The organism is Pseudomonas sp. 210_17 TE3656 (assembly GCF_054821965.1).
The window spans coordinates 2,877,482-2,890,301 of sequence record NZ_JBTRBC010000001.1; the positions used below are offsets into that span (position 1 = coordinate 2,877,482).

The following is a 12,820-nucleotide window of genomic DNA, read 5'->3' on the forward strand; positions in this document are numbered from 1 at the left end:
CGGTGAATCCGCTCCTACGAGTTTAACTAGTTTGCAGGCACCAACCTCAACGTACTCTGCGCCGCAATCACCCCCATCTGCGCCTTGTGGTACTGCCCCTCGATATAGTCCTTGGCTTGATCGGCATAGTGCCGGTCGAACAGCACGCCACTTTGCCCCACCGGGTTGATGGTCAGGGCCTGCCCGGCATCGGCGAAGTCGATCAGGCGCCGGGTCGAAGGGCCATAGGTGACCGGCCAGGGCGCCGGGCCGATCTTCGCCGACAGGTTGTTCGGCACTTCATGCGTACCTGGTGCGGCAAAAGCGCCGACGTTGAACAGCAGGTTCAGCGGCTTCTGCAGCCCGAGCGGATGATTGTGGGTCAAGGTATGCGCCTTGCCCCATTGCCAGGCGGTCGGGTCGCTGCCCAGTGTCTCGCGCAGATGGGTCAGGCTGGCCTGCCAGGCGCGTTTCACCGCGTCGCTGCGGCTACCATGCTCGCTGCTGCCATGCAGCCCCCACCAGGGCGACTCGGCGTCGGCGGCCAGGCGCGGCAAGGCGGCATCGATGACGCGGGTGCTGATCAGCATCTGGAACCAGGCATCGCCCAGTTCGTCATGCATGGCGGCGTACGCCAGGTCGTAGAGCAACTGGTTGAACAGCGTGGCGCTGACCGAGTCCAGCGGATAGTCGCCATTCCAGCTGGCCAACTGTTCGACCAGCTCCTTCTCCTGATCGCCCGCAGCCACTTCTCGCAAGACTCCCAACAACGGTGCCAGGGTGCGTGGGCCATAGCCGCTGGCTGTGTCGAGCTGTAGCGCCTGACTGTTTTGCGTATCCCATTTGATCGTTGCATCGGCCAGCTGGCGATCGAGCTGCTGGCCACGGTCGGCGAGGTTGTAGTACCCGGGAATCGGCATGGCGGCGGGCGGCTGATAGTTGGCCGAGACGATGTAGCCGCTGGCCGGGTTTTCCGCCTGCGGGTTGGCGCTGAACGGGTAGAAACCGAGTTTGTCGGCCTGGGCCGTGCTGCCGTCGAGGATGAACGACGGGTTTACCCCGTCCGGGCGAATCGGTAGCTGCGCCGCCGCCCACCAGCCAATGTCGCCGCGGGCGTTGGCCCACACCAGGTTGAGGCCAGGCGCCTGGATCTTCGCGGCGGCGCTGCGCATCTTGTCCAGGGTGTCGGCGCGGTTGACCTGGTAGAAGCCTTCGAGCACCGGGTTGTCGGTTTCCAGAAACGCCCACCACATGGCAATCGGTGTCGGCCCGGCATTGGCGCCGATCACCTGGTTGACGATCGGGCCGTGTGGCGAGCGCTTCAGGGTGATGGTGACAGGCTCCTCACCCTTCACCGCAATAGTGTCCTGGGTGATGGTCAACGCTTGCCACTGGCCGTTGATACGCACCTGGTCAGGGTTGGCCGGATTGACCTGCTCGGCGATCAGATCGACATCGTCGTTCTGGAACATGGTCAGGCTCCAGCCGAACTCGCGGTTATGCCCCAGCGAAGCGAAGGGGTTGAGCGCCTGGTGATAGCCATAGAGGTTGAAACCGGGCGCCGACAGTTCGGCTTCGTACCACACGGCGGGCACGGCAAAGCTGATATGCGGATCGCCGGCCAACAGCGGTTTGCCACTGCGGGTGCGGCTGCCGGACAGCGCCCAGGCGTTGCTGCCTTCGTACTGTGGAATGCCAGCCTCGCTCAGGGCTTGCTGGCTGATCAGTGCCAGCTGCTCCAGGCTTTTCCAGTCGGCAGCTGCCAGCGGCGGGCGGCTGTGCAGCGCACCTTCAGGGTTCCAGTCGAGGTCGAAGATGTTCAGGTATTCGCTGCCGAGCTGGTCGCGCACATAGGTCAATGCCGGTTCCGTGCGAAAGGCGGCGGCAAAGCTGTAGGCCATGTAGCCGGCAATGCTCAGGGTGTCCTGGGCAGTGAACGGCCGTGGCGTGATGCCCAGCACATCGAATTCCATGGGTTTGGGATGGCTGTCCTGCCAGGCATTGAGGCCATCGAGGTAGGCCTGCAGTGCGAGCCAGGCAGGCGATTGTTTGTCCTGGCGTTCGATGTAGCGCTCGGCCTGTTCGCGAATACGCAGGCTGCGGAACAGGCTATCGGTGGGCAGCAGCTTGCTGCCGAGCACTTCTGCCAGTTCGCCGCGGGCCAGGCGGCGGATGATCTCCATCTGGAACAGCCGGTCCTGGGCATGCACATAGCCCAGTGCGCGGTACAGGTCGATCTCGTTGCTGGCCTGCAGGTGCGGTACGCCACGGGCGTCATAACGCACGCTGACCGGGGCTTGCAGGCTGGCCAAGGCGACTTCGCCTTCACGCTGCGGCAGCTTGCCCTGCACATACCAGTAACCGCCGCCGGCTGCCGCGGCAATGACCACAGCGAGAAAGGTCAGGCTGCGCTTCATCAGGACTCCTTGTGCTTTTTAGCGGATATTGTGGTCCGATCATCGAGGTAAATTCGGACAGAGGATAGTCCCAAAGGAGGGAAGATGACGCTCAGTGAAAAGCAGAAGATGCTCAGCGGCCAGCTCTACCACGCCAGCTGCCCGGAGCTGCAGGCCGAGCAGATCGCCAACAAGCACTGGATGCAGCGCTACAATAACAGCGCCGAACTGCTCAACGAACAGCGGCATGGACTGCTGGTAGAACACTTCAAAGTGGTGGGGGACGGCGCAGTGATTCGCCCACCGTTCTATTGCGACTATGGCTACAACATCAGCCTGGGCAGCAACGTGTTCATGAACTTCAACTGCGTGATCCTCGATGTCTGCCCGGTCAGCATCGGTGACGATTGCCAGATCGGCCCGGCGGTGCAGATCTACGCCGCCGACCACCCACTGGACCCGAAGGTACGTCGCAGTGGCCTGGAAAGTGGCCGGCCGGTGAAGATCGGCAACAACGTCTGGATTGGCGGCGGGGCGATCATCCTGCCCGGGGTTACCGTGGGCGATAACGCGGTAATCGGTGCCGGGAGCGTGGTGACCCGCGATGTGCCGGCCAGGGCGACGGTGGTGGGTAATCCGGCACGCTTGCGTTAAGGGCTCCAGGGGCAATAGCACCCCACTGCCATAGTATGCGTGGCACTGACCGCACGCCCTTGGCTCAGCGCCAGCAATATCGGTTCGATAAAACTGTTGCTCGAGTTACAGGTCGCCCCCTCGCTGTAAGGACCGAAGTAGGCCAGCTTGCCCTGACGATCCCAGATCGCTACACCAGGGCTGGCAGGCAGGTGTTCGGCACCGGGCAGTTCAGCCAGTGGCTTGAGGGCGCTGAGCGTACTTGGCAACTGTCCACGGCTGCCGGGCTTCTGTACTACATAGAACGCCACCCCCTGTGGAGCGAAATGCTCGATCAGTTCCGCCAGGTGTTGCTGGTTGCCAACGTTGCACGGGCAGGCCGGGTCCCAGAAGTGCACCAGGCGGATCGGCCCGGGCCCGGCGATTTCGGCTGGCAGCTGCAGCCGGTCGCCGGAGAACAATGCGGTCTGGTTATCGAACGGGCGTAGATAGCGGCTCTGGAAACTGTCGTAGGCCCACCACAAACCGGCGGCGCAAAAAGCGGCGATCAGCAGGCCAAGCAGGGTGCGGGTGGATGACGCAAGCATGAAGGCGATTTCCGAGAAAAGTCGCCTAGCTTGCCATGCTGCTGGCAACAGCTGAATATCACAGGTCAAAATCCGGCTTTTGCTGTGTGGAAATCCTCTATGCCTGCGTCATTTCAGCCCGACTCGTTACGCGCCAGCCTGGCGCCGATGACGGCGCGTCAGCCGTTGTCGACCCAGGCCCAGGCCTATCAGCGTTACTACGGGCTGGATTTCCCAGCGCGCAAGGTCGCCGCGCAACGCTGGCTGGGACGTTTCGAGGCGGCGGGTTTCGAGCTGGTCGGGCAGGTCTGGTTGCCAGCGGCGCCAGTGGCGACCCTGGTGTTGCTGCATGGCTTCTACGACCACATGGGCTTGTACCGACATGTGATCGACTGGGCGCTGGATCAGGATTACGCGGTGATCGCCTGTGACTTGCCGGGGCACGGTCTGTCCAGCGGCGAGCGGGCCAGCATCGACGATTTCGCTGCCTACCAGCAGGTGCTGCAGGCGCTGTTCGAGCAGGGCCGCGCCCTTGAGTTACCGCAGCCCTGGCATCTATGTGGGCAAAGTACCGGCGGGGCGATTGTCATTGATCATCTGCTGCACGGTGGCGCGCAGAGCCCGGCCCAGGGTCGGGTGATCCTGCTGGCGCCGCTGGTGCGGCCACGTTCGTGGCGCTGGTCGAAATTCAGCTATCACCTGCTGCGCCCGTTCGTGAAAGGTATCGAGCGGCGCTTCAGTGAAAACAGCAACGACCCGACTTTCCTGCCGTTCCTGCAAGCCGATCCGCTGCAACCGCGGTGCTTGCCGACAGCCTGGGTCGGGGCGTTGGTGGAGTGGGTCAAGCGCATCGAGGCGGCGCCGGTCAGTGCGCGGCGGCCGCTGATTATTCAGGGCCAGTCCGACATGACCGTGGACTGGCCGCACAACCTCAAAGTGCTGCAGGAGAAATTCGCCGCGCCCGACATCCTGTTGATTCCCGAGGCGCGCCATCACCTGGCCAACGAGCTGCCGGCGATCCGTCAGCGCTATTTTGACTTCATCGACCAGCGTCTGGGCTGATCACTTCAGGTCCGAAGTGTTCTGCCCGACGGCCAGGCCGGCGCGGATCGCGGCCAGTGCAGCCTTGTAGTACGTCTGACCCTCTGCCGATTCGGCAAAGGTAGCGAACTCATCCAGCTCTGCATCGGACAAGTCGCGATACACGTAGAGCAGGGTGTTGTTCAGTTCACTGCCGATCTGCTGCATCAGCCGCTGGCGCTGACCGTCGAGCAGGCTCTGGGCCTGAGCGCCGCCGAGCAGGCCGGGGATCATCTGGCTGAGGCTGTCGGCCGCGACCCCGGCAATCGCCAGGCTGACTTCTGCACCGGCTTCACGGGCGGGCAGGGCCTGGGCCAGGTGGCCGATGATCAGCAGGCGGTTGTCGCTGGCCTGGATTTTGGGCAAGCCCTTGGCATTCTTGGCCAGCTGGTCGCGACGGGTGGCCAGCAGTTCCGCGGCGACAATCTTGCGGCCCAGCGGCGACTGGAAGAATGTCAGCGCAGGGCCGGGATTGCTCAGGTTGGCACGCAATTGCGCCTGGGCGCGCTTGTCCACAGCCTGGGCCTGGAAGCGCTGGTTACTGTTATTGACCAACGCCTGATAAACCGCGGGCGGCAGGCTATTGCGATAGCGCTGCTGGGCGGCATCGAGGGCATCGGTAAAGTGGGCGCGCTGCTCAGGCCAGCCGGCGACCTTGTAGAGTTGGTCGAGGCTGTCTGCCCAGACAGGCGTGGTGCAGATCATCATCAGCAAAAAAAACAAACGGCGCATTCAGGACTCCTGTCGGCAGGGCGCTATTGTCTTGGCCTTGCCGGGCTTTGTCGAGAAGCCATTGCATACTCTCGGCCAAGTGGCGCTGTCGGATTTCGCGGCAGATGGATACTATGCGCGACATGCACATATCCCCTGATGACCCCCTGCTGTTGCGCATCGTCGACGACCTGGCCACCCGTGGCTGGTCGCAGCAAAATACCTTTCTTCCAGAGCCTTTGACTCTGGCGCTGGCGGCCGAGTGCCGCAAACGCGCCGCCGAGGGCGAGCTGGAGCCAGCAGGCGTGGGTCGCGGCGTTGCCCAGGAGGTCCGCGAGGGTATTCGCGGCGATCGTATCCAGTGGTTGGAGCCCGGCCAGGCCGAGCCTTGCGACCACTACCTCGAGCTGATGGACAGCTTGCGCATAGCCCTTAACCGCGGCTTGTTCCTTGGCCTTGAGGACTTCGAGTGCCATTTCGCCCTGTATCCACCGGGTGCTTTCTATCTCAAGCACCTCGACCGCTTTCGCGATGACGACCGGCGTATGGTCTCGGCGGTGATTTACCTTAACGAAGGCTGGCAGCCCGAACACGGTGGCCAGTTGCGCATGACCCTCAAGGGCGACGTCGAGCACGACGTGCAACCGATTGGCGGTTGTCTGGTGGTGTTTCTTTCCGGCGAAATACCCCATGAGGTGTTGCCGGCTCAGCGCGATCGCCTGTCACTGACCGGCTGGTTCCGTCGTCGTGGCAACGAGCCGTTCTGAGATGCACAGGGTTCTGGTCAGTGCCTGCCTGCTCGGTCAGCCGGTGCGCTATGACGGGCGCGCCAGCGGGCACCCGGATCTGTTGCAGCGCTGGCAAAGCGAAGGCCGGATCGTAGCGCTGTGCCCGGAAGTGGCGGGCGGCTTGCCGACGCCTCGGCCAGCGGCGGAAATCCCTGGCGGCCAGGGCAGTGCCGTGCTGGATGGCGATGCGCAGGTGATTACGGTTGCTGGCGAGGATGTCAGTGCGCAGTTTCTCGCCGGTGCGCAGTTGGCGCTGGAGTTGGTGCGGCGGCATGGCATCCGTATCGCGGTGCTCAAGTCGGGTAGCCCTTCGTGCGGCAACCTGCTGACCTATGACGGTACCTTCAGCGGTACCAAAGTCACCGGCGAAGGGGTGACTACCGCTTTGCTGCGTCGAGAGGGGGTCCAGGTGTTCAGTGAGCTGGAGCTTGAGGCGGCAGAGCAGGCCTTGAGACAGCTTTAAATGCATCGCGGGGCAAGCCCGCTCCCACTGCCCAGCGACGCTTTTGCTTACTTCGGCGGCTTGCTGGCATCCATCCCGAACCATTTCTGCGACAGGGCTTCGAGCCGGCCATCGGCCTTGATGCGCTGCAGGGCTTTATCCACCGCGCTGTGGAACGCCGGGTTACCCTTCTGGAACGGAATCGCCAGGCTCAGGATCGGGCCGACGGTCGCGCCTTCGGTCACCGTCTGTTGGCTGTCACGAATGGCGTAAGGCACCAGCAGACGGTCGCTGATGGCGGCATCGATCTGCTCGTTGGCCACGTCCTTGATCGGTTGGCTGGCGTCTGGATAGCTGCGCAGATCGACGCCTTCGACGCTCCGCGCCTGCTCGGCGAACTGACTGCCCTGAACCACGCCGAGGCTGTGGCCCTTGAGTGCACCGAGGTTGGCCAGCGAGCGTTTCTCGTCCTTGCGCACGATCAACTGGGCGCTGGAATAGCTATAGGGTTCGCTGAAATCCAGGCGTTCCTTGAGTTCGGGGGTGGCAGCGACCTGGTTCAGGGCAATGTCGTATTTGCCACTCTCGACACCCGGCAGCAAATCGTCGCGCGTCGTCACCACGAACTCGGCGCGTACTTCCAGCTCGTCGGCCAGCAACCGGCCGAGTTCGATTTCGAACCCCGCCAGCTTGCCGTCATCCTTGAAGTTGAACGGCGACATGTTGGCTTCGACGGCAATGCGCAATTCGCCACGGTCATTCATGTCGTCGATCAGTTCGGCATGTGCCCATGGGCTAAGCAGGGCGGCAAGTAGTATCCCTATGGTCAGGCGCATTTAAGTCCCTTGAAGTCATTGGCAGTGAAGAAGATCGCCGCGGCTTTCTGATAATGCCACGGTCGAGCGCAACTAGGACAACATCGAAAGGGGGATGTTAGACGCCCGGAGAAATATTTTCTGTGCAAATTTCCGAGTATGTTCTGATCCAATTGATCTATGGTTACCAACCATTGCCTTTCGTTTAACAGGCAAGGTTAAAGAAGCAAATCACAGGAGAAGTGAATGAAAAGCCTAGTTTCGCGTGCAGCCGTCGTTGGCCTGTTGATGGGAGTTTCGGCGTTTGCTGCAGCCGCCGAAGGCCTGAAGAGCCAGGAGCCGCCGAAAGACGCCAAGGTCTTCATCGTTTCCCCGGCCGATGGCGCGACGGTCGACAAGACCTTCACCGTCAAATTCGGTATCGAGGGCATGGAGCTCAAGCCAGCGGGTGACCAGACCCCGCACACCGGCCACCACCACCTGCTGGTAGATGTCGACAAGGAGCCGGCCGCAGATCAGGTTCTGCCTACCAGCCTGCTGCCGGAAAATAAGGCGCCGCTGCCAGCCGGTCCGCAAGTACTGCACTTCGGCAAGGCGCAGACCGAGGTCGAACTGACCCTGACCCCAGGCAAGCACACCTTGCAACTGGTGCTGGGCGACAAGTTCCACGTGCCGTTCAAGCCAAGTGTTGAGTCGAAGAAGATCACCGTAGAAGTGAAGTGATCGGCGCAGCATGAAAAAGGGAGGCCACCAGGGCCTCCCTTTTTTTGTCGCCAGAAGAACTTAGAACAGTACGCGGGAACGGATAGTGCCCTTGACGTGTTGCAGTTTTTCTTGCGCCAGATCCGAGTACTCGGCGTCAACGTCGATTACTACGTAACCGACTTTCTCGTTGGTCTGCAGGAACTGACCGGAGATGTTGATCGCGTTTTCAGCGAAGACTTTGTTGATCTCGCTGAGTACGCCCGGGATGTTTTCGTGGATGTGCAGCAGACGGTGCTTGCCCGGGTGCGCCGGCAGGGCCACTTCAGGGAAGTTGACCGACGAAACGGAAGTACCGTTGTCGCTGTACTTGACCAGTTTCTCGGCCACTTCCAGACCGATGTTGGCCTGGGCTTCGGCGGTGGAACCACCGATGTGCGGGGTCAGGATCACGTTGTCCAGGCCACGCAGCGGGCTTTCGAACTGCTCGTCGTTGGAGCGCGGCTCGACCGGGAACACGTCGATGGCAGCGCCGATCAGGTGTTTGTCCTTGATCGCTGCAGCCAGATGATCCAGCTCGACCACGGTACCGCGGGCGGCGTTGATCAGGATCGAGCCTTTCTTCATCGCGCGGATTTCTTTCTCGCCGATCATCCACTGGGTGGATGGCAGCTCAGGCACGTGCAGCGAGACGATGTCAGCCAGGCCCAGCAGCTCATTCAGGCTGGCGACCTGGGTAGCGTTGCCCAGTGGCAGTTTGGTCAGCGGGTCGAAGAAGAACACCTGCATGCCAAGGCTTTCGGCCAGGACCGACAGTTGGGTGCCGATCGAACCGTAACCGACGATACCCAGCTTTTTGCCCCGGATTTCGAAGGAGTTGGCCGCGCTCTTGATCCAGCCACCACGGTGACAGGAAGCGTTTTTCTCCGGGATGCCGCGCAGCAGCAGGATCGCTTCGGCCAGCACCAGCTCGGCGACCGAACGGGTGTTGGAGTACGGCGCGTTGAACACGGCAATACCGCGCTCGCGGGCCGCGTCCAGGTCGACCTGGTTGGTACCGATGCAGAAACAGCCGACAGCGACCAGTTTCTTGGCGCAGTCGAAAACCTCTTCGGTCAGTTGAGTGCGCGAGCGGATACCGATGAAGTGGGCATCGGCGATCTTTTCTTTCAGCTCAGCGTCGGGCAGAGAACCGGTGAGGTACTCGATGTTGCTATACCCGGCGGCCTTGAGGACGTCCACGGCGGATTGGTGGACGCCTTCGAGAAGAAGGAACTTGATCTTGCTCTTATCGAGAGAAGTCTTGCTCATCTGCGTAAACCTGTGTCCCGGAGAAAAATGGCAGGGAAGTGAAGCTCTCGCAGCATCGGCTTAAAGCTCGATCAGCGGGGGGCGTATGCTAGCATGAGTCCCCCCCGATACGCCCATCCCTGGCACGTGAAGAGTGCTCAGGGTGACTATGAATAGTTCGAGAGTTCTGTCGATGACCAATTCTGCGTTGCTTGATGAGCTGATGACCCTGGTTGAGCCCGGCAAGGTGCTGACCGATGCGGATTCCCTCGAGACTTACGGCAAGGATTGGACCAAACACTTTGCCCCAGCACCGCTGGCCATCGTGTTTCCCAAGAGCACCGAGCAGGTCCAGGCGATCGTGCGCTGGGCCAACGGGCACAAGGTTGCCCTGGTGCCTTCGGGCGGGCGTACCGGCCTTTCGGCGGCAGCGGTGGCGGCCAATGGCGAAGTGGTCGTGTCCTTCGACTACATGAACCAGATCCTTGCCTTCGATGAATTCGACCGTAGCGTGGTCTGCCAGCCGGGCGTGGTCACTGAGCAACTGCAGAACTTTGCCGAAGACCAGGGCCTGTACTATCCGGTCGACTTCGCTTCTGCCGGTTCAAGCCAGATTGGCGGCAATATCGGCACCAATGCCGGCGGAATCAAGGTGATTCGCTATGGCATGACCCGCAACTGGGTGGCCGGCCTGAAGGTGGTCACCGGCACCGGCGACCTGCTGGAGCTGAACAAGGACCTGATCAAGAACGCCACGGGCTACGACCTGCGTCAGCTGTTTATCGGCGCCGAAGGCACCCTGGGTTTTGTGGTCGAGGCGACCATGCGCCTGGATCGTGCGCCGAACAACCTCACCGCGATGGTCCTCGGCACGCCGGATTTCGACTCGATCATGCCGGTGTTGCACGCCTTCCGCGACAAGCTCGACCTTACAGCCTTCGAGTTCTTTTCTGACAAGGCCCTGGCCAAGATCATGGGCCGTGGCGATGTTCCCGCACCGTTCGAAACCCCGTGCCCGTTCTATGCCCTGCTGGAGTTCGAAGCCAGCACTGAAGAGGTGGCCAACGCCGCCCTGGCTACCTTCGAACACTGCGTGGAGCAGGGTTGGGTGCTCGATGGCGTAATGAGCCAGAGCGAGCAACAGCTGCAGAACCTGTGGAAGTTGCGCGAGTACATCTCCGAAACCATCTCGCACTGGACTCCATACAAGAACGACATATCGGTCACCGTGTCGAAAGTACCGGCTTTCCTCAAGGATATTGACGCGATCGTCGCAGAAAACTATCCGGACTTCGAAGTGGTCTGGTATGGCCACATCGGCGACGGCAACCTGCACCTGAACATCCTCAAGCCCGATGACCTGAGCAAGGACGAGTTCTTTGCCAAGTGCGCTACGGTGAACAAGTGGGTGTTCGAGATCGTGCAGAAGTACAACGGCTCGATTTCGGCCGAGCACGGCGTGGGCATGACCAAGCGTGATTACCTCACCTACAGCCGCTCGCCCGTGGAAATTCAATACATGAAAGCGGTGAAGGCGGTGTTCGATCCGAACGGGATCATGAACCCGGGCAAAATCTTCGCTGTCGAGTAAGTCAAAGGCATAAGAGCTTCCAATAGCGCCAGGAGTCGGTAATGAGCTATCAGCACCAGTATGTAGACGGCACGCGTATTCACTTTCCCCTGGGCAAGGTGGTGTGCATCGGGCGCAACTATGCCGAGCACGCTAAAGAACTGGACAACCCGATCCCGACCGAACCGCTGCTGTTTATCAAGCCGGGCAGTTGCGTGGTGCCGGTCAATAGTGGCTTCAAGATCCCGGCCGAGCGCGGTTCGGTGCACTACGAGGCAGAAATTGCCGTATTGCTGGGCAAGTCGTTGTCTACCTCGCCAAGCGAAGAAGAGGTGCTCGACGCCATTTCCGGCTTCGCGCCGGCCCTGGACCTGACCCTGCGCGACCTGCAGGCGCAGCTCAAGGACAAAGGCCTGCCGTGGGAGCGTGCCAAGTGTTTCGACGGCGCCTGTGTGCTGGCACCCTTTGTCGCCGGTAGCACCTTCGAAGACCTGGCCGATATCGGTATTCGCCTGACCATCAACGGCCAAGTGCGCCAGGACGGCAACAGCGCGCTGATGCTCAACCCGATCGTGCCGATGATTCAGCACATGGCTTCGCAGTTCGGCCTGCAGGCCGGTGATGTGATTCTGACCGGCACGCCAGTGGGTGTCGGCCCGCTCAATCCGGGCGATGAGCTGGTGCTGGAGCTGCCTGGCGTCAGCCGCTTCGAAAGCACAGTGTTGTAACCCGCCAGGGCAGCCAGTCACGCTGGCTGCCCTGCGCGCTGTCGGCTTTTGTCATTTTTTTCACAAACAATCCGGATAATGTTTGCGGATCTGGCTCTGCGAACGTGCCGGTAATGTGTTATTAACTGGCAAAAAAGAGCAGCGATCCCATGGCCACTCCCGTTTCATCCGGTAAATCCGTGCCGTCTGCGCGAAAGCGTGGGCTCGCCTTGCGTTGGTCGACCTGGTTGGCGGCGACAGCGATCATCGGTTATGGCGTGGCGATTGCCATGCATTGGGATGATCGCGGGCTATTGTGGCTGAAGGAGCGTTTTGAGACCCCGGCGGAGCAGCAAGCCAGCATCTGGTTGCCGGACTACCAGGTCGATATCGATGCCAAAGTATTGCCGGGCATGGAAGATGACGAAGCCTCCGACCTGACCTACAACCCGGTCAGCAAAACCCTGTTCGCCGTCATGGGCAAGAACCCCTTCCTGGTCGAGCTGAACCTTGAAGGTGATGTGCTGCGCAAGATGCCGCTGGAAGGCTGGAGCAACCCTGAAGGTGTGGCGGTACTTGAAGGTGGACGGCTGGCGATTGTCGATGAACGTGATCACTCGCTGACCATTGTCACCCTGACTGCCGATACCCGTTCCCTGAATATCGCTGATTTCCCGCAGTACGATCTCGGCCCGTCGGAGAACCAGAACAAGGCGTTCGAGGCGATAGCCTGGGACCCTCGCCAGCAACGTATTGTCCTTGGCGAAGAGCGTCCGCCGGCCTTGTTCACCTGGAACAGCGATGGCCATAGCCCTCTGGCCGGTGACAAGCAGCCGTTGCCAAACGAAGAACTGGACCTGCGCAATCTCTCGGCCCTGGGCATCGACCCACGTACCGGGCATATGCTGGTGCTGTCTGCCGATTCCAACATGTTGCTGGAGCTGAATGAGAGTGGCGAGCAGGTCAGCTTCATGACCCTGCTGGGCGGCTTCAACGGTCTGAACAAGCGCATTCCGCGCGCTGAAGGTGTGGCCATGGATGAGCAGGGCACCCTGTACATCGTCAGTGAACCAGACCTGTTCTACCGTTTTAAAAAGCCCTGATCAGGATTTAAGCTTGGCTTCAGTTGAGTGTGGTTAGA

Annotated in this window: 13 protein-coding genes; 8 read left to right on the forward strand and 5 right to left on the reverse strand. The window is 61.1% G+C overall.

The features are described from left to right. Positions 1-26: 26 nt before the first annotated feature. Positions 27-2,396 (reverse strand): penicillin acylase family protein, encoded by a 2,370-nt coding sequence (locus ACVI9W_RS13435; protein ID WP_461530249.1) that lies wholly within the window; start codon positions 2,394-2,396, stop codon positions 27-29. A gap of 84 nt (positions 2,397-2,480) precedes the next feature. Here ACVI9W_RS13435 and ACVI9W_RS13440 point away from each other — a divergent pair, with 84 nt between their 5' ends. After that, positions 2,481-3,029, forward strand: a complete 549-nt coding sequence (locus ACVI9W_RS13440; protein WP_461530250.1) for a sugar O-acetyltransferase — start codon at positions 2,481-2,483, stop codon at positions 3,027-3,029. Here the strand turns inward: ACVI9W_RS13440 and ACVI9W_RS13445 are convergent. Continuing rightward, positions 3,026-3,595, reverse strand: coding sequence for a DUF6436 domain-containing protein (locus ACVI9W_RS13445; RefSeq protein WP_461530251.1), 570 nt, complete (start codon positions 3,593-3,595; stop codon positions 3,026-3,028). The genes ACVI9W_RS13440 and ACVI9W_RS13445 overlap by 4 nt on opposite strands. Positions 3,596-3,694: 99 nt before the next feature. Between ACVI9W_RS13445 and bipL the strand changes: the two genes are divergently transcribed. Next, positions 3,695-4,636 carry a phospholipase BipL gene (gene bipL, locus ACVI9W_RS13450; RefSeq protein WP_461530252.1) on the forward strand — a complete coding sequence of 314 codons (942 nt, stop codon included), beginning with the start codon at positions 3,695-3,697 and terminating at the stop codon, positions 4,634-4,636. Here the strand turns inward: bipL and ACVI9W_RS13455 are convergent, their stop codons facing one another. After that, the gene (locus ACVI9W_RS13455; protein WP_461530253.1) at positions 4,637-5,386 is read right to left on the reverse strand and encodes a hypothetical protein; all 750 of its coding nucleotides are present in this window, start codon (positions 5,384-5,386) and stop codon (positions 4,637-4,639) included. A 113-nt stretch (positions 5,387-5,499) separates the two neighbouring features. Between ACVI9W_RS13455 and ACVI9W_RS13460 the strand changes: the two genes are divergently transcribed. Together ACVI9W_RS13460 and ACVI9W_RS13465 are read left to right on the forward strand one after the other, a co-directional pair. Beyond that, on the forward strand, positions 5,500-6,132 hold the full coding sequence (locus ACVI9W_RS13460; protein WP_461531833.1) for a 2OG-Fe(II) oxygenase: 633 nt from the start codon (positions 5,500-5,502) through the stop codon (positions 6,130-6,132). 1 nt (position 6,133) lies between these two features. Continuing rightward, positions 6,134-6,616 carry a 2-thiouracil desulfurase family protein gene (locus tag ACVI9W_RS13465; protein WP_461530254.1) on the forward strand — a complete coding sequence of 161 codons (483 nt, stop codon included), beginning with the start codon at positions 6,134-6,136 and terminating at the stop codon, positions 6,614-6,616. A 47-nt stretch (positions 6,617-6,663) separates the two neighbouring features. On the opposite strand, the gene ACVI9W_RS13470 is transcribed toward ACVI9W_RS13465, so the two are convergent. Next, positions 6,664-7,431, reverse strand: coding sequence for a transporter substrate-binding domain-containing protein (locus tag ACVI9W_RS13470; protein ID WP_422420803.1), 768 nt, complete (start codon positions 7,429-7,431; stop codon positions 6,664-6,666). A gap of 225 nt (positions 7,432-7,656) precedes the next feature. On the opposite strand from ACVI9W_RS13470, the gene ACVI9W_RS13475 reads away from it, so the two are divergent. Beyond that, positions 7,657-8,133 carry a DUF4399 domain-containing protein gene (locus ACVI9W_RS13475; RefSeq protein WP_157190750.1) on the forward strand — a complete coding sequence of 159 codons (477 nt, stop codon included), beginning with the start codon at positions 7,657-7,659 and terminating at the stop codon, positions 8,131-8,133. 60 nt (positions 8,134-8,193) lie between these two features. Here ACVI9W_RS13475 and serA read toward each other — a convergent pair whose 3' ends face one another. Continuing rightward, a complete protein-coding gene (gene serA / locus ACVI9W_RS13480; RefSeq protein ID WP_038605485.1) occupies positions 8,194-9,423 on the reverse strand; it encodes a phosphoglycerate dehydrogenase in 1,230 nt (409 codons plus the stop codon). A 172-nt stretch (positions 9,424-9,595) separates the two neighbouring features. Between serA and ACVI9W_RS13485 the strand changes: the two genes are divergently transcribed. From ACVI9W_RS13485 to ACVI9W_RS13495, 3 genes are all read left to right on the forward strand, one after another. Continuing rightward, positions 9,596-10,993: an FAD-binding oxidoreductase gene (locus tag ACVI9W_RS13485; RefSeq protein WP_461530255.1), complete on the forward strand. Its 1,398-nt coding sequence runs from the start codon at positions 9,596-9,598 to the stop codon at positions 10,991-10,993. A gap of 41 nt (positions 10,994-11,034) precedes the next feature. Then, on the forward strand, positions 11,035-11,700 hold the full coding sequence (locus ACVI9W_RS13490) for a fumarylacetoacetate hydrolase family protein (RefSeq protein WP_461530256.1): 666 nt from the start codon (positions 11,035-11,037) through the stop codon (positions 11,698-11,700). Between the two features lie 149 nt (positions 11,701-11,849). Further along, entirely contained in the window at positions 11,850-12,782 is a 933-nt protein-coding gene (locus ACVI9W_RS13495) for an SdiA-regulated domain-containing protein (RefSeq protein ID WP_461530257.1), read from the forward strand. The last annotated feature ends 38 nt before the right edge of the window (positions 12,783-12,820 follow it).